This is a genomic window from Roseicitreum antarcticum, from assembly GCF_014681765.1.
GTDB classification, from domain to species: domain Bacteria; phylum Pseudomonadota; class Alphaproteobacteria; order Rhodobacterales; family Rhodobacteraceae; genus Roseicitreum; species Roseicitreum antarcticum.
Window position 1 is genome coordinate 2,925,726 of sequence record NZ_CP061498.1, and the last position, 25,455, is coordinate 2,951,180.

Annotated in this window: 25 protein-coding genes; 16 read left to right on the top strand and 9 right to left on the bottom strand. The window is 64.6% G+C overall.

Going from position 1 to position 25,455, the window contains the following annotated elements; all coding sequences use genetic code 11:
- Nucleotides 1-42: 42 nt before the first annotated feature.
- Complete coding sequence (gene rimO, locus H9529_RS13955; protein ID WP_092885424.1) at nt 43-1,422, bottom strand: 30S ribosomal protein S12 methylthiotransferase RimO; 1,380 nt, start codon at nt 1,420-1,422, stop codon at nt 43-45.
- Between the two features lie 130 nt (nt 1,423-1,552).
- Between rimO and H9529_RS13960 the strand changes: the two genes are divergently transcribed.
- Nucleotides 1,553-3,523, top strand: coding sequence for an AsmA family protein (locus H9529_RS13960; protein ID WP_092885212.1), 1,971 nt, complete (start codon nt 1,553-1,555; stop codon nt 3,521-3,523).
- Between the two features lie 127 nt (nt 3,524-3,650).
- Here H9529_RS13960 and H9529_RS13965 read toward each other — a convergent pair whose 3' ends face one another.
- The gene (locus H9529_RS13965; protein ID WP_092885214.1) at nt 3,651-4,517 is read right to left on the bottom strand and encodes a GcrA family cell cycle regulator; all 867 of its coding nucleotides are present in this window, start codon (nt 4,515-4,517) and stop codon (nt 3,651-3,653) included.
- Nucleotides 4,518-4,654: 137 nt separating this feature from the next.
- Here H9529_RS13965 and H9529_RS13970 point away from each other — a divergent pair, with 137 nt between their 5' ends.
- Both H9529_RS13970 and H9529_RS13975 read left to right on the top strand, forming a co-directional pair.
- Nucleotides 4,655-5,458 carry an ABC transporter permease gene (locus H9529_RS13970; RefSeq protein WP_223814176.1) on the top strand — a complete coding sequence of 268 codons (804 nt, stop codon included), beginning with the start codon at nt 4,655-4,657 and terminating at the stop codon, nt 5,456-5,458.
- Between the two features lie 76 nt (nt 5,459-5,534).
- Complete coding sequence (locus H9529_RS13975) at nt 5,535-5,942, top strand: c-type cytochrome (RefSeq protein ID WP_143033448.1); 408 nt, start codon at nt 5,535-5,537, stop codon at nt 5,940-5,942.
- An 18-nt stretch (nt 5,943-5,960) separates the two neighbouring features.
- On the opposite strand, the gene H9529_RS13980 is transcribed toward H9529_RS13975, so the two are convergent.
- Entirely contained in the window at nt 5,961-7,427 is a 1,467-nt protein-coding gene (locus tag H9529_RS13980; RefSeq protein WP_092885428.1) for a cobyric acid synthase, read from the bottom strand.
- Nucleotides 7,428-7,438: 11 nt separating this feature from the next.
- The gene (gene cobO, locus H9529_RS13985; protein WP_092885218.1) at nt 7,439-8,044 is read right to left on the bottom strand and encodes a cob(I)yrinic acid a,c-diamide adenosyltransferase; all 606 of its coding nucleotides are present in this window, start codon (nt 8,042-8,044) and stop codon (nt 7,439-7,441) included.
- A gap of 136 nt (nt 8,045-8,180) precedes the next feature.
- Here cobO and dapE point away from each other — a divergent pair, with 136 nt between their 5' ends.
- Both dapE and H9529_RS13995 read left to right on the top strand, forming a co-directional pair.
- Nucleotides 8,181-9,329: a succinyl-diaminopimelate desuccinylase gene (gene dapE, locus H9529_RS13990; RefSeq protein WP_092885220.1), complete on the top strand. Its 1,149-nt coding sequence runs from the start codon at nt 8,181-8,183 to the stop codon at nt 9,327-9,329.
- Entirely contained in the window at nt 9,326-9,748 is a 423-nt protein-coding gene (locus H9529_RS13995; protein WP_092885222.1) for a GNAT family N-acetyltransferase, read from the top strand. Before dapE ends, H9529_RS13995 begins: the two co-directional genes overlap by 4 nt.
- Before the next feature lie 64 nt (nt 9,749-9,812).
- On the opposite strand, the gene H9529_RS14000 is transcribed toward H9529_RS13995, so the two are convergent.
- Genes H9529_RS14000 through puuE form a run of 3 tightly spaced genes read right to left on the bottom strand, consistent with a single transcriptional unit; the run spans nt 9,813 to nt 12,564 of the window.
- Nucleotides 9,813-10,307, bottom strand: a complete 495-nt coding sequence (locus H9529_RS14000) for an ureidoglycolate lyase (protein WP_092885224.1) — start codon at nt 10,305-10,307, stop codon at nt 9,813-9,815.
- A 5-nt stretch (nt 10,308-10,312) separates the two neighbouring features.
- The gene (locus H9529_RS14005) at nt 10,313-11,155 is read right to left on the bottom strand and encodes a bifunctional allantoicase/(S)-ureidoglycine aminohydrolase (RefSeq protein ID WP_092885226.1); all 843 of its coding nucleotides are present in this window, start codon (nt 11,153-11,155) and stop codon (nt 10,313-10,315) included.
- Complete coding sequence (gene puuE / locus H9529_RS14010) at nt 11,152-12,564, bottom strand: allantoinase PuuE (RefSeq protein WP_092885228.1); 1,413 nt, start codon at nt 12,562-12,564, stop codon at nt 11,152-11,154. Before puuE ends, H9529_RS14005 begins: the two co-directional genes overlap by 4 nt.
- Nucleotides 12,565-12,814: 250 nt before the next feature.
- On the opposite strand from puuE, the gene uraH reads away from it, so the two are divergent.
- Both uraH and H9529_RS14020 read left to right on the top strand, forming a co-directional pair.
- On the top strand, nt 12,815-13,174 hold the full coding sequence (gene uraH, locus H9529_RS14015) for a hydroxyisourate hydrolase (protein WP_092885230.1): 360 nt from the start codon (nt 12,815-12,817) through the stop codon (nt 13,172-13,174).
- Nucleotides 13,175-13,342: 168 nt separating this feature from the next.
- Entirely contained in the window at nt 13,343-14,569 is a 1,227-nt protein-coding gene (locus tag H9529_RS14020; protein WP_092885232.1) for a urate hydroxylase PuuD, read from the top strand.
- Between the two features lie 140 nt (nt 14,570-14,709).
- On the opposite strand, the gene rpsU is transcribed toward H9529_RS14020, so the two are convergent.
- Entirely contained in the window at nt 14,710-14,916 is a 207-nt protein-coding gene (gene rpsU, locus H9529_RS14025) for a 30S ribosomal protein S21 (RefSeq protein WP_092885234.1), read from the bottom strand.
- Between the two features lie 147 nt (nt 14,917-15,063).
- On the opposite strand from rpsU, the gene H9529_RS14030 reads away from it, so the two are divergent.
- The 6 genes from H9529_RS14030 to recR all read left to right on the top strand — a co-directional run bounded on the left by H9529_RS14030 (nt 15,064) and on the right by recR (nt 20,904).
- Entirely contained in the window at nt 15,064-15,870 is an 807-nt protein-coding gene (locus H9529_RS14030) for a COQ9 family protein (RefSeq protein ID WP_092885235.1), read from the top strand.
- A gap of 112 nt (nt 15,871-15,982) precedes the next feature.
- The gene (locus H9529_RS14035) at nt 15,983-16,840 is read left to right on the top strand and encodes a branched-chain amino acid aminotransferase (protein WP_092885237.1); all 858 of its coding nucleotides are present in this window, start codon (nt 15,983-15,985) and stop codon (nt 16,838-16,840) included.
- 48 nt (nt 16,841-16,888) lie between these two features.
- Nucleotides 16,889-17,875, top strand: a complete 987-nt coding sequence (locus tag H9529_RS14040; protein ID WP_092885430.1) for an NAD(P)H-quinone oxidoreductase — start codon at nt 16,889-16,891, stop codon at nt 17,873-17,875.
- Between the two features lie 139 nt (nt 17,876-18,014).
- Entirely contained in the window at nt 18,015-19,925 is a 1,911-nt protein-coding gene (locus tag H9529_RS14045) for a DNA polymerase III subunit gamma/tau (RefSeq protein WP_092885239.1), read from the top strand.
- A 12-nt stretch (nt 19,926-19,937) separates the two neighbouring features.
- On the top strand, nt 19,938-20,291 hold the full coding sequence (locus H9529_RS14050; RefSeq protein WP_092885241.1) for a YbaB/EbfC family nucleoid-associated protein: 354 nt from the start codon (nt 19,938-19,940) through the stop codon (nt 20,289-20,291).
- Nucleotides 20,292-20,295: 4 nt separating this feature from the next.
- Nucleotides 20,296-20,904, top strand: a complete 609-nt coding sequence (gene recR, locus H9529_RS14055; RefSeq protein WP_092885243.1) for a recombination mediator RecR — start codon at nt 20,296-20,298, stop codon at nt 20,902-20,904.
- Nucleotides 20,905-21,146: 242 nt separating this feature from the next.
- Here recR and H9529_RS14060 read toward each other — a convergent pair whose 3' ends face one another.
- Nucleotides 21,147-22,940, bottom strand: coding sequence for an ABC transporter transmembrane domain-containing protein (locus tag H9529_RS14060; protein ID WP_092885245.1), 1,794 nt, complete (start codon nt 22,938-22,940; stop codon nt 21,147-21,149).
- 99 nt (nt 22,941-23,039) lie between these two features.
- Between H9529_RS14060 and H9529_RS14065 the strand changes: the two genes are divergently transcribed.
- Genes H9529_RS14065 through H9529_RS14075 form a run of 3 tightly spaced genes read left to right on the top strand, consistent with a single transcriptional unit; the run spans nt 23,040 to nt 25,250 of the window.
- Nucleotides 23,040-23,225: a hypothetical protein gene (locus H9529_RS14065; RefSeq protein WP_143033449.1), complete on the top strand. Its 186-nt coding sequence runs from the start codon at nt 23,040-23,042 to the stop codon at nt 23,223-23,225.
- A gap of 26 nt (nt 23,226-23,251) precedes the next feature.
- Entirely contained in the window at nt 23,252-23,686 is a 435-nt protein-coding gene (locus H9529_RS14070) for a universal stress protein (RefSeq protein WP_092885247.1), read from the top strand.
- A 25-nt stretch (nt 23,687-23,711) separates the two neighbouring features.
- The gene (locus H9529_RS14075) at nt 23,712-25,250 is read left to right on the top strand and encodes an alanine/glycine:cation symporter family protein (RefSeq protein ID WP_092885249.1); all 1,539 of its coding nucleotides are present in this window, start codon (nt 23,712-23,714) and stop codon (nt 25,248-25,250) included.
- Nucleotides 25,251-25,455: the final 205 nt, after the last annotated feature.

Genomic DNA, 25,455 nt, shown 5'->3' on the forward strand with positions numbered 1-25,455 from the left:
TGTGGGACGGCCACTGAACGCGGTGCATGCAGCCCGTGCCGCTTATTGTGTGATCTGGCCCCAGAGGTCGTATTCTCCGGCCTCATCAACGGTGACAGAGACCAGATCGCCGGCGCTCAGCCCCTCATACCCTTCGTCAATGAACAGGTTGCCGTCGATTTCGGGCGCATCCGCCATGGTGCGGCAGGTGGCGCCATCGGCATCCACGTTGTCGACGATCACTTGCAGCGTGGAGCCGACTTTGGCTTCCAGCTTTGCCTCGGATATCGTCTGCGCCTTGGCCATGAAACGGTCCCAGCGGTCTTGCTTCACCTCATCGGCCACATGATCTGGCAGCGCGTTCGACCGCGCGCCTGCGACGTTTTCGTATTTGAAGCAACCCACCCGGTCCAGTTGCGCCTCATCCAGCCAATCCAGCAATGTCTGAAATTCGGCCTCGGTCTCGCCGGGATAGCCGACGATGAAGGTGGATCGCAGGGTGATGTCGGGGCAGATCGCACGCCAGGCCGCGATTTCGTCCAGCGTCTTCGCTGCCGCTGCGGGCCGGGCCATCCGGCGCAGCACATCGGGGTGGGCGTGCTGGAACGGGATGTCCAGATAGGGCAGCACGCCCGAATCTGCGTCGGCCATCAGGGGGATAAGGTCGCGCACATGCGGATAGGGATAGACGTAATGCAGCCGCACCCACGCCCCCAGCGCCCCCAGATCGCGCGCAAGGTCGGTGATATGCGCCCGGTGGCCGTGACTTTCTGCGTGTTTGATGTCGACGCCGTAGGCCGAGGTGTCTTGTGAAATCACCAGCAATTCGCGCACGCCCGCCGCGACCAGCTTTTCCGCCTCGCGCAAGACCGCATGGGCGGGGCGGCTGGACAGGCGGCCACGCATGTCGGGGATGATGCAGAATTTGCACTTGTGGTTGCAGCCTTCCGAAATCTTCAGATAGCTGTAGTGGCGCGGTGTCAGGCTGACGCCCGTGGCGGGCAGCAGGTCGATGAACGGGTCCGGGCTGGGCGGCACGGCGGCGTGTACTGCGTCCAGCACCTGTTCGTACTGATGCGGGCCGGTCACTGCCAGAATGCGCGGATGATGTTCGCGGATGTAGTCAGGTTCGGCCCCCAGGCAGCCGGTGACGATGACGCGTCCGTTTTCCTGCAGCGCCTCACCGATGGCATCCAGCGATTCCGCCTTGGCGCTGTCCAGAAAGCCGCAGGTGTTCACGATCACGGCATCCGCGCCCGCGTAATCGGGGCTGATTGCATAGCCTTCGGCGCGCAGCCGGGTCAGGATGCGTTCGCTGTCCACCAACGCCTTGGGGCAGCCCAGCGACACCATGCCGATGCGGGGCTGACCGGCACGCTGGGGTTCGCTGAACCGGGCGGCAGGGGCAATATCGGGGCGCAGGCTGGGCGGGTTTTGTGACATGCGGGCGCGTATACCGTGCAGGATGCTGCGGGGGAAGGGGGATTGCACGCCCGGGCCTGTCTGTGTGCTTGGCAACTGCCGCGCGCTTGCGTAGGCTGAGGGAAACGGGGACGATCTGAGGCGGACAGACATGCGGTGGATTTTTCGGCTTCTGGGCATTGTGCTGGTGCTTGTGGTGTTCGCGGTGGGGGCCTTGTTCCTGATCCCGACCGACCGGATCGCGGGCATTGCAGCGCAGCAATTCACCGCCGCCACCGGGCGCGCGCTGTCCATCCGGGGCGGGGTCCGGCCGACGATTTACCCGACCGTTGGCGTGCGGCTGGGCGATGTGGAGCTGGCAAACATGCAAGGTACCGATACGGGCCCGATGGTGCTGGCGGGCAGTATTGCCGTGGGCCTCGATGTGGCCGCGCTGGTCGCGGGGAACATTGTCATCCGCAACCTCGACATTACCGATGCCCGCGTCATCCTGGAGCGCGGCATGGATGGCGTGGCAAACTGGAGCTTCGCACCGGGGGCCGAACCTGTCACCGATATCGTGACGACCGAGGGCGCGCAGGCGTCCCAAGGGTTGGTGCTGGACCGCGCACAGATCAGCAATGCCAGTCTGCGGCTGATCGACCGGCAGACCGGCACCGACCTGACGTTGGAGGGGCTGGACGCCACGCTGACCCTGCCCGCATGGCAAGGCCCCGCCAGTCTGAGTGCGTCGGCGGTGATGCGCGGCCAGCCCCTGAGCCTTGATGCCCAGATCGACGGTTTCGGCGCGTTCGCGGATGGCCGTGTCGCGCCGGTCAGCCTGTCGGGGCAGGCGGCGGGTGCGACGTTCGCGTTTGACGGCCGGGCCGGGACCGGCACGCTGTCGGCGGATGGTCAACTCTCGCTGGACGTGCCCGACCTGGGGCCGGTGCTGGCGCTGCTGGGGCAAGCGGCCGTGGCCCCGCAGGGCGTCGCACCACTGTCGCTGGCTGGGCAAGTGACGCTGGCGCCTGCCGGGTCGTTGCACCTGCGCGACGGGCAGATCGGCGTTGCGGGCAACCGGCTGACCGGGGCGGCGGATGTAACCTTTGACGGCCAGCGCCCGATGCTTTCGGCCCAACTGGCCGCCGGGGAGCTGGACCTGACCGCGCTGACCTCTGGCGCGGGTGGTGGCGCAGGCGGCGGGGCGGCGGCTGCGGGCTGGCCCACCACGCCGATCGACGCGTCGGCGCTGGGTCTGGCTGATGCGGCGCTGGTGCTATCGGCGTCAAGTCTGCGCACCGGCGCATTCGATCTGGGTCCGTTACGGGTGGCGATGACGCTGGACCGGTCCCGCGCTGTGTTTGATTTGCGCGAGGTGCGGTTGTTCGACGGGCTGATCACCGGCGAATTCGTGATGAACAACCGTGCGGGCCTGTCGGTCGGCGGCAATCTGGCGGCGCGCGACATCGCGTTGCTGCCGTTGCTGCGCGACATGGCGGATTTCGACAGGTTGAACGGTACCGGCGCGGCGGAACTTCAATTCCTCGGCTCGGGCGCGTCGGTGGATGCGATCATGAAAAGCCTCTCGGGCAGCGGCAACCTGGGCTTTGACCGGGGTGAGATCATCGGGTTTGACCTGGCGGGCATGCTGCGCAACCTCGACATGTCCTATATGGGTGAGGGAAATCGCACCATTTATCAGTCGATTACCGGCAGTTTCACCATGAATGACGGGGTCTTGCGCAATGACGATCTGTCTTTGGATGCCGATCGCGTCACGGTAACCGGCGCGGGCAGCGTGGGCTTGGGCGAACGCGTGCTGGATTACCGGCTGACGCCAGTGGCGCTGGTGGACCGTGACACCGGGCAGAGCCTGCGCGTGCCGCTTCTGGTCACTGGGCCGTGGTCAGCGCCGCGCCTCCGGCTGGATCTGGAAGGGCTGGCCGAGGAACGGCTGCGCGAAGAACGCGAGCGGCTGGAAGAACGCGCCCGCGAGGAATTGCGCACCCGGGCCGAAGCCGAGTTGCAGCGCAGCCTGCAAATCGAACGGGCCGAGGGCGAAAGCCTGGAGGACGCCGCGCGCCGCAGGCTGGAAGAAGAGGTAGGGCGCGGGCTGCAGCGTCTGCTGGGCGGGAACTGAACCGGACCGGGCTGGAACGCTCCGTACGCGATCCGGTCCGGTCAGGTTGCATTGACGCCTGAGCGCCGCGCATACGTCCCTGTTGCGGCAGGTCAATACCGCAACAGCCGACCTGCCTTCTGAACGCCTACCGCCGCCGGTCGCGCCGGGTGGACATGGGCTGGAACGCGACGCCCACATGCGCCTCGCAATAAGGTTTACCCGCCTGCGTCGGCAGGCCGCAGAACCAGAAATCTGGCGTTGCGGGGTCGCCGATGGGCCATTTGCAGGTACGCTCGGTCAGTTCCATCAGCGTCAGTCGGCGGGCGGTCTTTTCGACCTCGCGCACGGTGGCCAGCGCCTCGGGGCTGATCTCATTGGCGGAGGGCTGCGGCGGCAGCGGCTGGCCAGCCGGAACGATTGCACGGCGGGCGTAGGACCCTGGCGCAGATGGCCCCGCGCCTGGTGCGGCGGAATCAGCCGCGTTGTCGTCGCCCGCGTCATCATCCAGCGGCACGGTCGTCTCGGTCCGCGAGGCCTTGGCGCGCGCCAGATCGACCACACCGTCATCGGCGCGGCGGGTGGGTTTTGGCGCGGCTTCGGCGGGTTCCGTCGCGCCAACAGATGCAGCGGTGCGGGTGTCCACCTTGGCGGTGGCGTCAGCCTTTTGCGTCGCGCGTGACTGCGGCGCACCATCCGGTGCCCGGTTGTCCTGCCCGGCGCCCGTGGCTTGGTTGCCCGTACCCTGACCCGCAGCCGGTGCGGGCGAAGATGGCGCAGCCGATGCTTCGGTCGCGCTGGGCGGCGTGGCAGCGGGTGTCGGCGTGGCAGCTGCATCGGCGCCGCCGGATGCCGGGGCGCCCGCGACCGCCCGGTTCGACAGCCCCAGTCGATGCACTTTGCCAATGACCGCGTTGCGGGTGACGCCCCCCAATTCTTTCGCGATCTGTGACGCGGACTGCCCCTCGCCCCACATCTTCTTCAGCGTTTCGATCCGGTCTTCCGTCCAGGACATGCGTCTTAACTCCGGGTTTCATACAAGGCAGCGCGACCGCCCCCTTGGAGAATATGTTTCAGCGCCTATTGTAAGGGCGACACGGTGAGATACAAGCACGCCGCACGAAATGCAAATGGCGAATGACGGGAAGAGCGATGCAAACGACAGTGAAAATGGGCGAGCGGCGGTTTGGCCGCTTCAACTGGCTGGGGATGATGACGCTCAGTAAGCGCGAGATCATGCGGTTTCTGAACGTCTGGACCCAGACGCTGGCGGCGCCATTGGTGACCGCCGGGCTGTTTCTCGCGATTTTCGCGCTGGCCATCGGCCCCACCCGGGGCGAGGTGCTGGGCGTGCCCTTTGTCGAATTTCTGGCACCGGGTATCTTGATGATGACGGTAATTCAAAATGCTTTTGCAAATACGTCCTCGTCCATCGTGATTTCCAAGGTGCAGGGCAATATCGTCGACACGCTGATGCCGCCTTTGTCGCCTTTTGAACTGGTGACGGGCTTTGTCGTCGGAGGCATGGCGCGCGGGCTTCTGGTCGGTGTGACCATCGTGGCGGCGCTGTGGCTGATGCTGGGCATGGGTGTCGCGCATCCGCTGTGGCTTCTGGCGTTCCTCAGCCTCGGCGCTGCGATGCTGGCCGCACTGGGCCTTGCTGCGGGCGTGATGGCGAACAAGTTCGATCAGATTGCCGCGATCACCAACTTCATCGTGACGCCGCTGGCCTTCTTGTCGGGCACTTTCTATTCGGCCGAGGCGCTGCCCCCCCTGATGTCCACGCTGATCCACTGGAACCCGGTGTTTTACCTGATTGACGGTGCGCGTTTCGGCATTCTGGGTGTATCGGATACCGCCCCAGCGGTGGGGCTTTTCATCGTTTTTGCGACGACGCTGGCGTTGCTGGCCCTGTGCTGGCACTGGTTTCGCATCGGGTATCGCATGAAGCCCTGAAGGGGCCGCCGCCGCTTGATTTTGGCCCCCGCAGGGCGCATGTGTGTCAGATGCCAGTTCCTCAGGAGGGCCAGCCATGAAACGTTTTCTCGTTGCCGCGACCACAGCGCTCTGCGCGTCCCAGCCCGCTTTTGCCGCTGATCCGAGTGTGGGTGCACAGGAATGGCGTCAATGCCGTGCCTGCCACATGATCACCGCCCCTGATGGTGAGACGGTGCAGCGTGGCGGGCGCGTCGGGCCAAACCTTTACGGTCTTATCGGGCGCCGCGCTGGGTCGGTTGAGGGGTTTCGCTATGGTGAGGGGCTGTCCGCTGCAGGGGCAGCGGGCCTCGTGTGGTCCGAGGCGACGCTGACCGCCTATCTGCAAGGCCCTGACGCCTTCTTGCAGGCCCAGTTGGGCGATGCGGGTGCACAAAGCAATATGGATGCACATACCGTGACCAACCCCGCTGATATGGCGGCTTATCTGGCGACCTTTAACTGAGTTGCGGCCCGCGCCGCGTCAGCGCGCTGCGGCCAGCAATCCGGTAACGTCCATATGGGTTTCGAGATGATCGGCCAACGCGTCCAGCGTCCGGTCCACCGCAGCCCCATAGCTTTCGCCGCTGGGTTTGACGCCGAACCCGGCCAGCCATGCCGCGCGGAAGCTGTCATCACTGAACATACCATGCAAATAGCTGCCGGTGATCCGCCCATCGGTGGATGTGGCCCCGTCGGGGGTTGTTTCAGCAGGCAATCCGGGGCCTGAGACCGGCCCCGCCAGATGCGCGAAGGGGCGCGCGCAATCTGCCCCGGTGGTCCGGCCCAGATGGATTTCGTAGCCCTGTATCGCCGCCCCGGTGCGCGCGTGCCGGGCGTGCATGCGGGTCAGGCGCTTGTCGCCCTGCATGGTGGTTTCCACGTCCAGAAGGCGCAGCCCCGGCGTATCGCCCGCCGGGCCTTCCAGCCCCAGCGGGTCGCGCACCACCTGGCCCAGCATCTGGTAGCCGCCGCAGATGCCCAGGACATGCCCGCCGCGCCGCACATGGGCGGCAATGTCGATGTCCCAGCCTTGCGCGCGCAAAAATGCCAGATCCCCACGGGTGGATTTGCTGCCCGGCAAGATCACCAGATCGGTATCGCCGGGGATCGGCTGGCCGGGGGCAATCATCGAAAGGCTGACGCCCGGTTCCTGCGCCAACGGGTCCAGATCGTCGAAATTCGCAATGCGCGACAGCGCGGGCACCGCCACTTTCAGCCCCGCACCAAAAGACCCGCGCGGCAGGTCCAGCGCATCTTCGGCCGGCAGTTTCACCGCGTCAAAAAACCACGGCACTACGCCAAAGCCGGGCCAGCCGGTGCGCGCGACAATCGCGGCATAGCCGTCGTCGAAAAGCCGTACATCGCCGCGAAAGCGGTTGATGACAAAGCCCGTGATCATCGTGGCATCGCCTGCGTCCAGCACGGCCTGCGTACCAACAATCTGCGCGATCACCCCGCCGCGATGAATATCGCCGATCAGCACGACGGGCACATCGGCGGCACGGGCAAAGCCCATATTGGCAATATCGCGGGCGCGCAGGTTGATCTCGGCGGGGCTGCCCGCGCCCTCGACGATCACCAGATCATGCGCCGCGCGCAGCCGCGCGAAGCTATCCAGCACCGGCCCCATCAACTGCGCCTTCAGCGCGCCGTAATTGCCCGCCGCGCTATGGCCAAACCGTCGGCCCTGCACGATGACCTGCGCGCCAGTATCGGTTTCGGGCTTCAGCAGCACGGGGTTCATATCCGTGTGCGGCTCCAGCCCGCAGGCCATGGCCTGCAACGCCTGCGCGCGCCCGATCTCACCGCCATCCGCTGTCACGGCGGCATTGTTCGACATGTTCTGCGGCTTGAACGGCGCGACCGACAGACCGCGCCGCCGTGCTGCCCGACACAGCCCGGCCACCAGCAGCGACTTGCCGACATTGGACCCGGTGCCTTGCAGCATCAGCGCGCGTGTCAAAACTCGACGCCTTTCTGCGCCTTGATACCATCGCGGAACGGATGTTTGATAAGTGTCATCTCGGTCACCAGGTCAGCGGCTTCGATCAGTTCCGGTTTCGCGTTGCGTCCGGTCAGAACCACATGAGTCATATGGGGTTTTTGGTCGCGCAGGAACGCCAGTACCTCGGACAGGTCCAGATAGTCATATCGCAGCGCGATGTTGATTTCGTCCAACAGTACCATGCCCATGCCATCGCGCAATATCAGCTCTTTTGCCGTCGCCCAGCCTGCCTGCGCCATGGCGATGTCGCGTTCGCGGTCCTGCGTATCCCAGGTGAAGCCTTCGCCCGCGACGTGAAACGCGCATTCCTCGGTGAAGCGGTTGCGCAGGATTTCCTGCTCGCCGGTCAGCCAGCCACCCTTGATGAACTGCACCACGGCGCAGGGGATGCCATGGCCGATACAACGCATGATCATGCCAAACCCGCTGGAAGATTTGCCCTTTCCTGCGCCGGTATGAACGATCACCAGACCCTTCTCATCGGTCTTGGTCTCCATCATCCGGGCGCGCGCGGCCTGAATTTTCTGCATCTTCTCGCGGTGGCGTTCGTTCTCATCCATGGTCGGCCCCTCTGTGCTGGCATCTGTCACAGATACAAGCTGACACGGCGTGGGCAAGGGGGCTGATTGCATCCGCCCAAAACCTGCGCCAAGGTGCGCACAACCTGAACCCCGCTGCGACTGCCCGAGGAAACCCATGCCCGACCCCACCGATCCTGTTGCCCTGACTGCCGACCTGATCCGCTGCCCGTCCGTCACGCCCGAAGAGGGCGGCGCGCTGGTGCTGTTGCAGCGCGTCCTGGAAGGCGCGGGCTTCACCTGTACCCGGGTGGACCGGGGCGGGGTGGCGAACCTCTACGCGCGCTGGGGTACGGCGGGCAACAAGCGGGCTTTCGGCTTCAATGGCCATACGGATGTGGTTCCGGTGGGCAATGTTGCGGCCTGGACGGTGGACCCGTTCGGCGGCGAGATCCGCGATGGCCGGGTCTGGGGCCGGGGGGCGTGTGACATGAAATCCGGGGTGGCGGCCTTTGTTGCTGCGGCGGTGGATTTCGTGCGCGCCACGCCGCCCGATGGCGCGATCATCCTGGCGATCACCGGGGATGAAGAAGGCGAATCCATCGACGGCACCACCGCCCTTCTGGACTGGATGGCTGAGCAGGGTGAACGCATGTCTGTATGCCTTGTGGGTGAGCCGACGTGCCCCGATGTAATGGGCGAGATGATCAAGATCGGGCGGCGCGGGTCGATGACCGCGAATTTCACCGTCACCGGCAAGCAGGGCCATTCCGCCTATCCGCACCGCGCGCTGAACCCGATGCCCGCGATGGCGCGGCTGATGGACCGGCTTGCCAGCCATGAGCTGGATCAGGGTACCGACCATTTCGACCCCTCGACCCTTGCCATCACCACGATCGATACGGGCAACCCGGCGAATAACGTGATTCCTGCCCAGACCCGCGGGACGGTCAACATCCGTTTCAACGACCTGCACACAGGCGACAGCCTGACCGACTGGCTGCGCGCGCAGGCAGCCGGGGTCGCGGCAGAGATGGGCGTGGCGATTGACGTGGCCGTCAAGGTCTCGGGCAGCGCCTTCCTGACCCCGCCGGGAGAGTTGTCGGCGCTGGTGTCGCGCGCGGTGGCGGCAGAAACCGGGGTCACGCCTGCGCTGTCCACCACGGGTGGCACGTCGGATGCGCGCTTCGTTAAGGACCATTGCCCGGTGGTGGAATTCGGGCTGGTGGGCCGCAGCATGCATCAGGTGGATGAATATGCGGAGGTGGCGGATATCCATGCGCTGAAGGCCGTTTATTCGCGTGTCCTGTTGGAGTATTTCGCATGACCCTGCATATCTGCGTGACTGACGATATCGCCACCTGCCGCGCCCTGCGCCGCACGGTGTTCATCGAGGAACAGGGCGTGTCCGAGGCTGATGAGGTTGATGGGCTGGACGATACCGCCGTGCATTTGCTGGCGCGGCAGGAAGGTGCGGCCATTGGTTCGGCCCGCCTGCTGACGCTGGGTGAGATTGGGAAAATCGGCCGTGTGTGCGTATTGCCCGCCGCGCGCGGCAGCGGCATCGGTGCGGCGCTGACCCGTGCTGCCGTGGCGCATTTCCGCACAGTGCCGGGGGTGCGGGTGGCAAAGCTTGGCGCGCAGACCCATGCGATCGGGTTCTATCAGAAACTGGGGTTCGAGGTTGCCGGGCCGGAGTATATGGATGCGGGCATCCCGCATCACGATATGATCTTGCGGTTCTGAGCGGGTCGCAGGCCTGCATCTTCGAGACGCGCGAAACCGCAGCCGCACCTGCGTGCGACGGGCTTTAGGCCCCTTCGATGACGCGCCATGGCACGTCGAACCAATGCTCCTGCAGGTTGGGCGTTTGGCCGATGCGGTCCACAACGGCAAACAGCCCCGGCGCGTGCAAAGGCGTCAGCACGCCATGCCATGTATTGCGGTGAAAGTTGATCGCTTGCGCGCCGTTCGTGAGGAAGGCGTGCGGGCGGTCCGGTATGCCGCCCGCATCGGGGGCAACGATCACCAGAAACGGGTGCTGCGACAGCGGCATGAAAGCCTGTGAACCTTCGGGGTGCCGCTCTACCAGTTCCAGCGAATAGGGCAGGGACCGGGGCTGCGCCTCAAACATCGAAATGCCCGCCCGGCCATCCGCGCCGAAATCCAGCTGCGCCCGGTCATTAAACCGCCCGCACAGACCCTGATTGATGATCTTGTCGGGCGCGCCCGTGGTGTCCAGCACATCGCCGAAGGGCGCGAAGGCCGTGGCCGTCAAAGGCTCCACCCGAATGACATTCTCCATCCGCGTCAGCCCCCGACCACTGGACCCAGCCGGGGATGCCGGTTCACGTCCTTGTAGAGCAGATAGCGGAATGGCCCCGGACCCGCCGCGTAACAGGCCTGCGGGCAAAACGCGCGCAGCCACATGTAATCGCCTGCCTCAACCTCGACCCAGTCACGGTTGAGCTTGTAGACCGCCTTGCCTTCCAGGACATACAGTCCGTGCTCCATCACATGCGTTTCTTCGAACGGGATCACGCCGCCGGGCTGGAAGGTGACGACATTCACATGCATATCGTGGCGCAGGTCATCGGGACTGACGAAGCGCGTCGTGGCCCATGCGTCATTCGTGCCGGGCATGGAGATCGGCGCAATCGCCTGATCCCGTGTCACGAAGGCCTCTGGCGCGGCGATCCCCGGCGCGGGTTCATAGCGTTTGCGCACCCAGTGGAAGGTGGCGGGCAGGTCGCGGGGATTGCTGAGCGACCATGCCACCCCCGGCGGGATGTAAGCGTAACTGCCCGGTGTGAGGGGGTGCGCGCCATCGGGCAGCGTCAGGACAGGCGCGCCGTGGGTGACGAACAGCACGCCCTGCGCCTGCGCGTCAGGCTCGGGCCGGTCAGACCCGCCACCCCAGCCGCCATTGGGGGCGACCTCTACGATGTAATGCGCGAAAGTCTCGGCAAAGCCCGAAAGCGGCCGCGCGATGATCCAGGCGCGGGTGCCGGTCCAGCCGGGCAGATAGCTGGTGACGATATCGCGCATGACCCCGCGCGGGATCACGGCATAGGCGTCGGTGAAGATCGCGCGTCCGGTGTGCAGGTCGGTTTGTGGCGGCAGCCCATCCTGGGGCCGGGCATAGGGGCTCATAGGATATCCTTCAGGCGGAGGTGGGCGATGCGTTCCACCTGCCCGCAGGCGGTGGCAAATTCGGTGGCGGTGTCGTTGCTGATCCGCTGCTCAAAGGCGGCAAGGATGCTGTCCTTGGTATGGTCGCGCACCGCGATGATGAAAGGGAAACCGTGTTTGGTGGTGTAATCGGTGTTCAGACGCTGGAAGGTTTCACGCTCAGCATCGGTCAGCGCATCCAGCGCGGCGCTGGCTTGCTCGCGGGTCGAATCCGCAGTCAGCCGCTTTGCCGCCGCCAGTTTGCCCGCAAGGTCGGGGTGGGCGCGCAGGACGGCCAGACGCTCGGCTTGCGTGGCGCTGCGAAACGCGCGGGCCATGGCATTGGCCAGCCCCGTGGCGCTGTCATGCGCAGGCCCCAGTTCCAGCCCATGGGCGCGGGCGGCGACCCAGTCAGAGTGTTCATAGATCCCGCCGAATTTCGCGACGAAATCTGCGTGCGCCATCGCCGACGGGCGTGCACGCCGCGTATGCGGCGACACCTTTGCCCAATGCGCGGCGATGTCCTGGCGCCGGGCGAACCACACGCCTTCATGGCTCTGCGCATAATCCAGAAACCGCATCAGGCCCGCGATCTTCCCGGGCCGTCCGATCAGGCGGCAATGCAGGCCGATGGACATCATCTTGGCCGCACCTGCGCCCCCTTCGGCATAAAGCACATCGAACGCATCGCGCAGGTATTCAAAGAACTGCTGACCGGTGGTGTAGCCCGGTGCCGTGGCAAACCGCATGTCATTGGCTTCCAGCGTGTACGGCAGGATCAGTTGGTCGCGCGTGCCGAATTCCATCCAATGCGGCAGATCGTCGTCATATGTGTCGGAAATCCAGTCGATTTGCCCGGTCTCTGCCACCAGCCGCACGGTATTGACCGAACAGCGCCCGGTGTACCAGCCGCGCGGGGGGCTGCCGGTGACTTGCGTATGCAGCGCGATGGCCCCGGCAATGGCGGCGCGTTCAGCTTCTTCGGGCATGTCCTTGTGTTCGACCCATTTCAGCCCGTGGCTGGCGATCTCCCAATCGGCCGCCTGCATCGCGGCCACCTGTTCGGGGCTGCGGGCCAGCGCGCTGGCCACGCCGTAGACGGTGACCGGCAGGCCGCGCCCGTTGAACAATCGGTGCAGCCGCCAGAACCCGGCCCGCGCGCCATAATCATAGATCGATTCCATGTTCCAGTGCCGCTGCCCGGGCCACGGCGCTGCCCCGGCAATGTCGGACAGGAAGGCCTCGGACGCGGCATCGCCGTGCAGGACGCTGTTCTCGCCGCCCTCTTCATAATTCAGCACCAGGCTGATCGCGATTTTCGCGCCGCCGGGCCATTGTGGGTCGGGGGGCGTTGCGCCGTAGCCGGTCATGTTGCGGGGATAGCGGGTCATCGGGGGGGGCCTTTGGTTGTGCAATGCGGTAAATCAGCCGCATATTGACCGGATTCGCGCGGGATTTGAAAGACCCCTTGCGCCCGTCGCCTGCCGATGCACCGTATCTTTTGGCGCGGGGATGATAATCCGGGTCAACAGATGCAGCCCCTTGCGCCCGCCGCCCGGCATGGGCAAAACCATGTGACAGGCAGCGGCCCGTCCACAACAGGGCCGCAAAAGCCGATCCGCAAAAGCAGGAGCATTCAAGATGGCGACCGGATTTCTGACCACCCATGTGCTGGATACCGCGCGTGGCCTGCCCGCGCAGGGCCTGCGGATCGCGCTGTTCCGGCTGGAGGGCGCAGAGCGCAGGCTGCTGGCCGAGACGGTCACCAATGCCGACGGGCGCACCGACGCGCCGATCCTGCCCGCCGCCGCCTTCGCGCCGGGCAGCTATGAGCTGGTCTTTCAGGCGGGTGCCTACCTGCGGGCGACCGGGCAGGCCGGGGCAGAGCCACTGTTTCTGGATAGTGTGCCGATCCGTTTCGGCATGTCGGATGCGGAGAGCCATTACCATGTGCCGCTGTTGCTGTCGCCCTATGGCTATTCCACCTATCGCGGCAGCTGACTGGTGACGGGGCTGGTCTGGCCGGGGCAGGTATGGCCCAAATCCCCATCGCCCGCGCACAATTACCGTCGGAAGCAGGGCAGCTGCGGCATATTCGGCTTGGCTTCAAGGCCCTGCGGTCACTATAGCTGGGTCGTCAAAGGCAACGCCGGTGCGAAGGGATAAGGCATGATGGATCTGGCAATCATCGGGGCGTGGCTGGAATTCGCAGTGCGCTGGCTGCACGTCATCACCGCGATGGCATGGATCGGCGCCAGCTTCTATTTCATCGCCCTCGACCTTGGCCTGCGCAAATCGCCCGACCTGCCAAAGGGCGCGTCGGGCGAGGAATGGCAGGTGCATGGCGGCGGGTTCTATCATATCCAGAAATACCTCGTGGCCCCCGACCGTTTGCCCGAGCACCTGATCTGGCACAAATGGCAAAGCTACTGGACCTGGCTCAGCGGGTTCGCGCTGCTTGTGCTGGTCTATTATCTGGGGGCCGAGTTCTATCTGATCGACCCGGAGGTGATGGATCTTGCCGTCTGGCAGGCGGTGGGCATCTCGCTGGCCTCGCTGGGCCTTGGCTGGCTGATCTATGACGGGCTGTGCAAATCGCGCTTCGGCGGGCATACCACCGGGCTGATGCTGGTGCTGTTCGTGCTGCTGGTCATCATGGCATGGGGCTATACGCATGTGTTTACCGGGCGGGCGTCGCTGCTGCATCTGGGCGCTTTCACCGCGACCATCATGACGGGCAATGTATTCTTCATCATCATGCCAAACCAGCGCATCGTGGTGGCTGACCTGAAGGCCGGGCGCACGCCGGACCCGAAATACGGCAAGATCGCCAAGCAACGCTCGACTCATAACAACTACCTGACGCTGCCGGTCATCTTCCTGATGCTGGCAAACCACTACCCGCTGGCCTTTGCGACCGAATACAACTGGATCATCGCGTCACTGGTCTTCCTGATGGGGGTGACGATCCGGCATTTCTTCAACACGATGCACGCGACCGGTGCGCGTCCCTACTGGACATGGGTGCTGACCGTGATCTTGTTCATCACCATCATGTGGCTGTCCACCGCCTTCCGCGACCGCGGCGAGCAAAGCGTGTCGGACCTGCCGCCTGTGGCGCAGCAATTTGCACAGGCCGAGGGATTCGCCGATGTGCATATGATCGTGCTGGGCCGCTGTTCGATGTGCCACGCGTCCGAGCCGTTCTGGCCCGGCCTGCGTTGGGCGCCTAAAGGCGTCGTGCTGGAAACCGAGGCCGATGTCGCCCGCGCCGCGCGTCAGATCTACCTGCAAGCAGGCGTCGGCCATGCCATGCCGCCCCGCGCCAGCGTCATGATCGAGGACGATGAGCGTGCGGCAATCGTGGATTGGTATCGCGGCGCTGCGGGCGGCTGATCGCGGCTAGCGTCCCTGAGAGAATCGGCGCAACCCCCGGTTTTAGAAATGAAAAACCCCCGCGGCCAAGGCCCTCGGGGGTTGATACATTTGCATTCCTGACCGATCAGAACCCCTGATGGGCGGTTACGCGAAAGACCTCAAAGGCCGTTTTCGCGCTGAAGCTTCTTGCGTGCCAGCTTGCGCGCACGGCGGATCGCTTCGGCTTTCTCACGGGCTTTCTTCTCGGACGGTTTCTCGAAATGCTGCTTGAGCTTCATTTCACGAAACACACCTTCACGCTGAAGTTTTTTCTTCAGTGCACGAAGCGCCTGATCGACGTTATTGTCACGAACACTTACCTGCATGTGGTTTTCACCACCTTCCTAAGTTAAAGTTGCATCATTCGCAGGAAGTGGCCGTATAGCAAAGCTGCTCTAGCTTGTCTACTATCACACGCATGACATCGCGCCGTCCCGCAACCCGGGCCGCGCAGCGCAAAAAGGGGATCGCTGATGACGGATGCAGAACAGACGACAGCCGAAAACCAGACGACAGCCGATAGCCAGGCGGGGGCCGATAGCCAGGCGGGGGCCGATAGCCAGGCGGGGGCCGGAGAAAGCGCCACCACAAAGGCCACTCAACCCGGCATCGCGGCGCTGCTGGACGCCGCCCTGATGCATGTGCCCTTCGATGGCTGGACCGATGCCACCTTTCGCGCCGCTGTGGCCGACAGCGGTCTGGACCCCGTGCTGGCGCGCGCGCTTGCCCCGCGCGGCGCACTGGATCTGGCGGTCGCCTACCACCAGCGCGGTGATGCGCAGATGCTGGACCGTCTGCGGCGTGAGGACCTGGGTGCCCTGCGGATGCGCGACCGGATCTCTGCCGCCGTCCGCTTCCGGCTGGAGGCTGTCAGCGATAAGGAGGCCGTGCGCCGCGCCGCCACCCTGTTCGCCCTGCCGCAACACGGGGCTGAGGGCGCGCGCCTGATCTGGGGCACTGCCGATCACATCTGGACCGCGCTGGGCGATACGTCGGATGACATCAACTGGTATTCCAAACGCACCATCCTGTCGGGGGTCTATTCCTCGACCGTGCTCTACTGGCTGGGGGATGAATCGCCCGACCATGCCGAGACATGGGACTTCCTCGATCGACGCATCGACAACGTGATGCAGGTGGAACAGGTGAAGGTAGCTGTCAACAAAAGCCCCTTCCTGCGCACCGTCTTTGCCGGGCCGATCTGGGCCATGGGTAAGGTGCGCGCCCCCCTGCGACCTGCGCGCGATGACCTGCCCGGCGGCTTCGCGCGCGCGCGCTGACCCCACACGCGCCCTGCAACGCGGCGCTTGCCCTTGACCCCGGCGCGGCTTGGCCGCAGGTTGCGCCGCATATTGCACGGGTAACGGCACCGCTAACGATACGGGGAACAGCATGGCAGTCGGCAAGGAAATCATCACCTGGGTGGATGGCGCATGGCATCAGGGCAATGCGCCGATCATCAACGCCGCCGACCACGCCGCCTGGCTGGGTAGCGCCGTTTTCGACGGTGCGCGCCAGTTCGAAGGGGTGCGCCCCGACATCGACCTGCATGCCGCGCGCATCATCCGCTCGGCGGAAGCCATGGGCATGATCGCGCCGGTGGACGCTGCGACCGTGCAGGGGCTGCTCGAAGAAGGCTGTGCAAAATTCGGCCCGGGCACCGACCTCTATCTGCGGCCGTTGATGTGGGCGCGCGATTCGACGCCGGGCATCATCGACCTCGTGCCCGAAAGCACCGGGTTTTCCATCTGTATCGAAACCCTGCCGATGCCTGACCCGGGGGCGTTTTCGCTGACCGTCTCGCCGTACTGTCGCCCCCGCCCCGACATGGCCCTGACCGAGGCGAAGGCCGCGTCGCTCTATGCCAACAACGGCCGCATCATGGCCGAGGCGCGGGCGCGTGGTTTCTCGAACGCCCTGTCGCGGGATTTTGAGGGGAACGTGGCCGAAACTGCCTCGACCAATGTTTTCATGGTGCGCGACGGCGTGGTGCTGACGCCGGTGCCGAACGGCACGTTCCTCAACGGCATCACCCGGCAGCGGGTCATGGCCCTGCTCCGTGCCGACGGGGTGTGCGTGCAAGAGGTGACGCTGACGGTGGAAGATTTCCATGAAGCGTCCGAAATCTTTGTGACCGGCAACATCGCCAAGGTCATGCCGGTGGCCCGGTTCGAGGATCGCACGCTTCCTGCGGGCCCCATCGCCGCGCGGGCCCGCGAACTTTACTGGGACTATGCCCATTCGCGCTGACCCCGCTGCCCGGAAAGGAACCTCATGCCCAAAACCATGCCCGATACGATGCCCGATACGATGAATGTCATCGAGATCACCCAGCCCGGCGGGCCCGAGGTGCTGCGCGCGGCCACGCGGCCGGTGCCGCTGCCCGGCGCGGGGCAGGTGGTGATCCGGGTCGCATATGCGGGTGTGAACCGCCCCGATGCATTGCAACGCGCGGGCGCTTATGCCCCGCCGCCGGGCGCGTCCGATCTGCCGGGGCTGGAGGCGTCGGGCATTATTGTCGCCATCGGTCCCGGCGTCGACCGCTGGCGCGTGGGCGACGCGGTCTGCGCGCTGCTGCCCGGTGGCGGCTATGCCGAATATGTAGCCACGCCCGCGGCGCATTGCCTGCCGGTGCCTGACGGGCTGAGCTTGCAACAGGCAGCCTGCCTGCCTGAGACCTTCTTTACCGTCTGGTCCAATGTGTTCATACGTGGCGGCTTGCAGGCGGGCGAGCGGTTTTTGGTCCATGGCGGGTCCTCGGGGATCGGCACCACGGCGATCCAATTGGCAAATGCCTTTGGCGCACGGGTCTTTGCCACCGCCGGGTCGGATGCGAAATGCGCCGCCTGCGTCGCTGTTGGCGCCGAGGTTGCGATCAACTACCGCGATCAGGACTTCGTCGAGGTGGTGCGCGCGCAAGGCGGGGCCGACCTGATCCTCGACATGGTGGGCGGCGCCTACCTGCAGCGTAACATCAAGGCGCTGGCTGATGACGGGCGACTGGTACAGATCGCCTTTCTGCAAGGGGCGAAGGCCGAGGTCAATTTCGCCCAGATGATGGTGCGGCGGCTGACGTTGACCGGATCGACCTTGCGCCCGCAATCCGACCTGGCCAAGGCGCGTATCGCCGAGGCTTTGCTGGCACAGGTCTGGCCGCTGCTGCAGGCCGGGCGCGTGGCGCCGGTGATCGACAGTGAATTTCCGCTGGCCGATGCGGCGGCGGCGCATGCACATATGGAAAGCTCAAGCCATATCGGCAAGATTGTGCTGTGCCTTAGAAGCTAGCCGCGTGCGCCCGGGCGGGGCTGTGGAATTTTGCGCCCATCGCGGGACCGGACTCGCCAACCGGGGGCGCGGGGGCTAGACTCGGATTGACCAGCGACTTGCGAGCAATGCGCGGGTATTCAGGCGGAATGAGGACAGGATGAACAGCGACAACGCAGGCGGGCAGGGCCAGACGGAGGCAGACGCGAAACCCGGCGCCTATCAGGTGCTGGCGCGCAAATACCGGCCTGAAACCTTCGCCGACCTGATCGGACAGGATGCGATGGTGCGCACCCTGCGCAACGCGTTCGCCGCTGACCGCATCGCCCATGCTTTCGTGATGACCGGCATTCGCGGCACCGGCAAGACCACCACGGCGCGGATCATCGCCAAAGGGCTGAACTGTATCGGTGCGGACGGCAACGGCGGCCCTACCACCGAACCCTGCGGCGTGTGCGAGCATTGCACGGCCATTGCCTCGGGACGGCATGTGGATGTGCTGGAAATGGACGCGGCCTCGCGCACCGGGGTGGGGGACATCCGCGAGATCATTGATTCGGTGGCCTATCGCGCGGCCTCGGCCCGCTACAAGATCTATATCATCGACGAGGTTCACATGCTGTCCAACAGCGCGTTCAACGCGCTGCTGAAGACGCTGGAAGAACCGCCCGCCCATGTGAAATTCATCTTCGCGACCACAGAAATCCGCAAGGTGCCGGTCACGGTGCTGTCGCGCTGCCAGCGGTTCGACCTGCGCCGGATCGAGCCCGAGGTGATGATGGACCATTTGGCCCGCATCGCACTGGCCGAGGGCGGGGAGATCACCCGCGACGCGCTGGCACTGATCACGCGGGCCGCCGAAGGCTCGGTCCGTGACGCGATGAGCCTGCTGGATCAGGCGATCAGCCATGGCGCGGGTGAGACAGGGACCGAACAGGTGCGCGCCATGCTGGGCCTGGCCGACCGGGGGCGGGTGCTCGACCTGTTCGACATGATCCTGCGCGGCGATGCGGCGGGCGCGCTTTCGGAACTGTCAGCGCAATATGCAGACGGTGCCGACCCGCTGGCCGTGCTGCGCGATCTGGCTGAGGTGACGCATTGGGTCAGCGTGACCCAAGTGACGCCAGATGCCGCCGAGGACCCGACCATCGGCCCCGACGAACGCGTGCGTGGGCAGGATATGGCGGGGCGCCTGCCGATGCGGGTGTTGACGCGGATGTGGCAGATGCTGCTGAAGGCGCTGGAAGAGGTCGCGCATGCGCCCAATGCCATGATGGCCGCCGAAATGGCCATCATCCGTCTGACCCATGTGGCGGATCTGCCCGCGCCGGAAGAATTGTTGCGCAAACTGCAATCGGGCGCGGGCCCGGTGGGCGGCGGCGGTGCCGGCGCTGGCGGCGGGACGAGCGGCGGGGGCGCGCGCAGCCATGCGGGGGGATCTGCGCCCTTTGGGCACGGCGCGCCTGCGGCGAGCGGGGGCGCTGCACCTGCGGTGCAGCGCGGCACGGGCCCCGAGGGGCGCGCGGAACATCATGCGATATCGCGTTCGGATGGCGGGTCGGCTCCCAATTCCGGCGGGCATTCCGGTGGCGGGGCAGGCGGACAGACCGCCTTGGCAACCGACCCCGGGCCGCTGGCGCAATACGCGACCTTTGACGATGTGGTCGCCCTGATCCGCGCGCGGCGGGATGTGCAACTGCTGATGGAGGTGGAAACCTGCCTTCGTCTGGCCCGTTTCACCCCCGGGCGCATCGAATTCGAGCCGACGGCCAATGCCCCGCGCGACCTCGCGCAGCGGCTGGCGCAGCGGCTACAGGGGTGGACCGGGGCGCGCTGGGCGGTCTCGGTCGTCTCGTCGGGTGGGGCAGAGACCATCGCCACCACCCGCGATGCCGCCGAGGCCAGCGCGAAATCGGACGCCATGGCGCTGCCGCTGGTGCAGGCGGTGCTGGCGGCCTTCCCAACGGCAAAGGTTGTCGATGTCCGCCCTGTCGAGACGGCGGCCGAAGCGGCGCTTGTTGACGCGCTGCCAGAGGTGGAAGATGAATGGGACCCGTTTGAGGAAAATTGAGAGGATACGACGATGATCAAAGGTTTGGGCGGACTGGGTGGCCTTGGCGATATGGGCAAGATGATGAAGGCCGCGCAGGAAATGCAGGGCAAGATGGCCGAACTGCAAGAGCAGTTGACCACCATCACCGTTACCGGCGAAAGCGGCGCGGGGCTGGTCAAAGCCACTGCCACCGCAAAGGGTGAACTGACGGCGCTGTCGATCGACCCGTCGATCTTCAACCCCGATGAAAAGGAAGTGGTCGAAGACCTGATCCTGGCTGCGATCAAGGATGCGCAAGGCCGCGCCGCCGACCGGTCGCGCGAAGAGATGGGGAAGCTGACCGAAAGCATGGGTCTGCCCGCCGACATGAAGCTGCCGTTCTGACACCGTGAGCCAGCCGCCCACCGACATCGAAGCCTTGATCGCGCTTATGGCGCGGCTGCCCGGGCTGGGCCCGCGCTCAGCCCGGCGTGCGGTGCTGCACCTGATCCGCAAACGCGGGCAGGTCATGCTGCCGCTCGCTACCGCAATGGCCGAGGTCGCGCGCAGCGTCCAGGAATGCGGGCGCTGCGGCAACCTGTCCTCGACCCCGCTTTGCCCGATCTGCACCGACCCGCGCCGCGAGGGGGCGGAGATCTGCGTCGTCGAAGACATCGCCGACCTCTGGGCGATGGAACGCGGCGGGTCGTTTCGTGGGCGCTATCACGTTCTGGGCGGCACTTTGTCGGCACTCGATGCCGTGGGGCCGGAAGATCTGCGCATCCCCGCGCTGGTGGGCCGCATCAACGATGAGGGGGTTTCAGAGGTGATCCTGGCCCTCAACGCCACGGTCGATGGTCAGACCACGGCGCATTATATCCAGGATGCGCTGGCCCTGACCGGCGTGCGCATAAGCGCGCTGGCGCAGGGCGTACCCATGGGCGGTGAACTGGACTTTCTGGACGACGGTACGATCTCTGCCGCCTTGAAGGCTCGAAAGATCATCCCAGGGGCGTGACTCGCGGCAAAAACGAACCCGCAGGAACGATGCCGGAGAGAAAACAAAAGGCGCCTTCCGACCTGCGGAAAGCGCCCCTGTCGCTGCCCATACATCTGCGTATGGGAAAGAAATGCCCGCATGCTCTGCCCCGGATCGCTGTTGCGCGCGATTTACCCTTACCGAATCAGAATCAATTTAGGGGTCTCGTGTCAACACTTTTTTAAGGAGTGAGGCAAATACTGCGAAAACCTGGGTAAGGGTCACGCCGCCGCCATGCCTTCGGTGAACTGCAGCCGCGCCAGCCGGGCATAGAGGCCCCCGGCCGATACCAGCTCATCATGCGTGCCGGTCGCCACGATTTGCCCGCCCTCGAATACCAGAATGCGGTCGGCCTGTTTGACCGTCGCCAGCCGGTGCGCGACGATCAAGGTCGTGCGTTCGTGCGCCAGCTTCTCTACCGCGGTCTGAACGGCACGTTCCGATTCCGCGTCCAGCGCTGATGTCGCCTCGTCCAGCAGAAGGATCGGCGCGTCGCGCAAGATGGCGCGGGCAATGGCGACACGCTGTTTCTGACCGCCTGACAGCATCACGCCGCGTTCGCCCAGTTGGGTTTGATACCCTTCGGGCAGGGCGGTCAGGAAGTCATGCGCGGCGGCGGCGCGGGCGGCAGCCTCTACCTCGGCATCGCTGGCGGCCATATTGCCAAAGCGGATATTGTCCATGGCCGATGTCGCAAAGATCACCGGGTCCTGCGGTACCAGGGCAATCGCCTGCCGAAAGTCGGCGCGCGCCATGTCGCGCAGGTCAATCCCGTCGATGCGGATCGCGCCCGAAATCGGGTCATAGAACCGCTGCAACAGCTGGATGATGGTCGATTTCCCCGCACCTGAAGGGCCGACCAGCGCCACGGTTTCCCCCGGTGCGACGGTAAGCGTCACCCCGTTCAGCGCCTGCTGCCCGGGCCGCGTCGGATAGTGGAAGCCGACGTTGTCAAACTGCACCTCGCCGCGCACCGGGCGGGGCAGGGCGCGGGGCGCTTCGGGATCTTGGACATCGTCGATGGTCTGCAACAGCTCTACCAGCCGTTCAGTCGCGCCTGCGGCACGTTGCAGTTCCGACCAGATTTCCGACAGCGCGCCAACCGACCCGGCAACAATCACCGCATAGATCACGAATTGCACGAGCTCGCCCGGGGTCATCACCCCGCTGCGTACGTCGTTTGCGCCGATCCACAGCGTTCCGACAATGCCGGTGAATACCAGGAAAATCACGATCATCGTCATCAGCGCCCGCGTGCCGATGCGGCGGCGCGCCACTTCAAAGCTGCGTTCGGTCACCGTGTCGAATCGCCTGCGGCTTGCGGCTTCATGCGTGAAGGCCTGCACCGTCTGGACCGAGCTCAACGCCTCCGAGGCATTGCCCGAACTCGCCGCGATCCAGTCCTGATTTTCGCGGCTCAGGGCGCGTAACCGCCGCCCCATGACCACGATCGGCACGATCACTGCGGGCACCAGCAGCAGCACGAAGCCCGTAAGCTTGGGCGAGGTCAGCATGAGCAGCACCAGCCCGCCGATCAACATCAGCGCATTGCGCAGTGCGATGGATACCGACGACCCGATGACAGACTGGATCAGTGTCGTGTCGGTGGTCAGGCGGGACAGCACCTCACCCGTCATGATCTTCTCATAAAAACTGGGGCTTTTATCGATCACCCGGGCAAACAACGCCTTGCGAATATCCGCCACGATGCGTTCGCCCAGCCGTGTTACAAGATAGTAGCGCACCCCGGTTCCCAGCGCCAGCAGGCCCGCGATCAGCATTGCGGCGCCGAAATACTGGTTCAGCAGCACCATATCGCGCGCTTCGAACCCATCGACCACGCGGCGCGCGGCCAAGGGTAAAGTCAGCGAGATCATTGCGGTGGCGATCAGCGCCACAATCGCCGCGATCAGCAGGGCGCGGTAGGGTCGGACAAACGGCCAAAGCCCCTGCAATGCGCCGATCTTCTTGGATTTGGCCCGTTGGTCGGCCGCTGCGGCATTTGTGTCGGTCATTCTGGTCCCATCCACTCCCCGACATTTCGTTTAGGCGACCGGGCGCGCGGCGGCAAGGCCGTGGGGGCGCAATTCCAATTTGCCGCAGGCGATATATGCGTGAATGCGATTGTGACGGTTTCATCAATCGTGGCAAGAAAAACAGGACAAGTGGCGATCAAGCGCGCAATAATTTCATTTTGGGTGGGTTTGGCGCGGTATTTTTCGAAAATCCTTCGAATCATGGCAGAAAAAGGGCAGTTTTTGCGGGAGTTTTGCGCAATGATTCATGCAGCCGTCACATAAGGCGGCCCAACTGGGGAGAACATTTGATGTCGGATCTATTTTTGATTGCCGTTGATGGCAGTGACGCGGGAAAGCGCGCGCTGGCCTTCGGCGCCGCCCGCGCACAGGCCGGCGGCGCGCGGGTTTTGCTGGCGCATGTGCTGGAATGGTCGCCGTATTCCTTTCTCACGCGTGAGGAATTGGCCGAGCGGCACATGCGCCGCGAACAGGAAATGGCCCGCGCCGATGCCGCGTTTCTGGCGCCGCGCAAGGCGGAACTGGCAGCGCTTGGGCTCAGCGTCGAAACTGTAATCCGTTACGGGCATGTCGCCGACGCCCTGTGCGACATCGCCAAGGAGCATGCTGCAACGCAGGTTTTCGTCGGACGGACCGGGCAGGCCGGGGTGACCGCGCGGCTGTTCGGCTCGGTCGCGGGTACCCTGTCGCAGATCGCACCGGTGCCCTGCACCATCGTGCCCTGACCGCATTTTCGCAAAGGAAAACAAGATGAAGAAATTTCTCCAGGTCTTGCCGGGCGCCGTCGCGGCACTGGCCGCAACCGGCGCTGCCGCCCAGACCATCGGCGACCAGATCAACGGCATTTTCGCCGCCAGCACTGGCTGGTTCGTCGCGCTGATCTTTGCCGACCTGCCCTTGCCGGGCGTCAACATTCCGTGGATCGTCGGCTGGCTGGTGATCGGCGCAGTAGTGTTTACCCTCTACTTCGGCTTTATCCAGTTCCGCACGCTGCGCCATTCGATCGCGCTGGTGCGGGGGGATTATTCGGACCCCAAGGACGCGGGCGAGGTCAGCCATTTCCAGGCACTCGCCACGGCGCTATCGGGCACAGTAGGCCTTGGCAATATCGCGGGGGTCGCGGTGGCCGTTGGCATCGGTGGCGCGGGAGCGACCTTCTGGATGATCCTTGCGGGGCTTCTGGGTATGGCGACGAAGTTCACCGAATGCACGCTGGGCGTGAAATATCGCAACGAATACCCCGATGGCACCGTATCGGGCGGCCCAATGTATTACCTGAAGAAAGGTTTCGCCGAACGTGGCCTGCCGTTGGGCGGGTTCATGGCGGTTCTGTTTTCGATCTTCTGCGTGCTGGGCGCGCTGGGGGGCGGCAACATGTTTCAGGCCAATCAGGCGCATAGCCAAATATCTTCGGTTGTCGGCGACTATCCTGGCTGGATCACCGGGCTGGTGCTGGCGGTCGTGGTCTTCGCGGTCATTGTCGGCGGCATCAAATCCATTGCGCAGGTCACTGAAAAAGTGGTTCCGTTGATGGGCGTACTTTATGTCGGCTCCTCGCTGGTCATTCTGGCCATGAACGCCGATATGATCCTCTGGGCCTTTGGCCAGATCTTTGCGGGCGCTTTCACCGGGCTTGGTGTGACGGGCGGCATTGTCGGCGCGATCATCCAAGGCTTCCGCCGCGCCGCGTTTTCGAACGAGGCGGGGATCGGGTCAGCGCCCATCGCGCATTCAGCGGTCCGTACGAAGGAACCCGTGACCGAAGGGCTGGTCGCCCTGCTGGAGCCGTTTATCGACACAGTGATTATCTGCACCATGACCGCGCTGGTCATCGTTATCACCGGGCAGCTGCTGCAGGATGCGAACGGCATGTACATTCTGAACGATCTGGGCCGGATTGCCACGGCGGATGAGGTAAGCGGTGTCGCCCTGACGTCGGCGGCGTTCGGGTCGGCGATTTCATGGTTCCCTTATGTGCTGGTGGTGGCAGTGGTGCTGTTTGCCTTCTCCACCATGATCACATGGTCTTACTATGGTCTTAAGGCCTGGACCTACATGTTCGGTGAGGGCAAGAAAATCGAGCTGACCTTCAAGCTGATCTTCTGCTTCTTCATCATTGTCGGCGCGGCCTCCAGTCTGGATGCCGTGCTCGACTTTTCGGATGCTGCATTGTTTGCGATGGGCGTGGTCAACGTGATCGGGCTCTATCTGCTGATGCCGATCGTCAAGCGTGAGCTGAACAGCTACCTTGGCCGATTGGAATCGGGCGAGATCCGCAAGTTCAAGTAAACCGCCACAGGCAGCGGCTCCGGTGCGGGGCCGCTGCTCGCCAGTGTTTCGTAAAAACACGCTAACTGTTTGTTAATAAACAATGTTTCGCATGCGAAACACAAGGGCCGCAAGCCATTGATATCCCCGGGATTCAGGATGCTTTTGCCTGGAAAAATCCGGGGCCGTTCGTGCGAAACCTCTGACCAAAGAAAAAGGCCAGTGC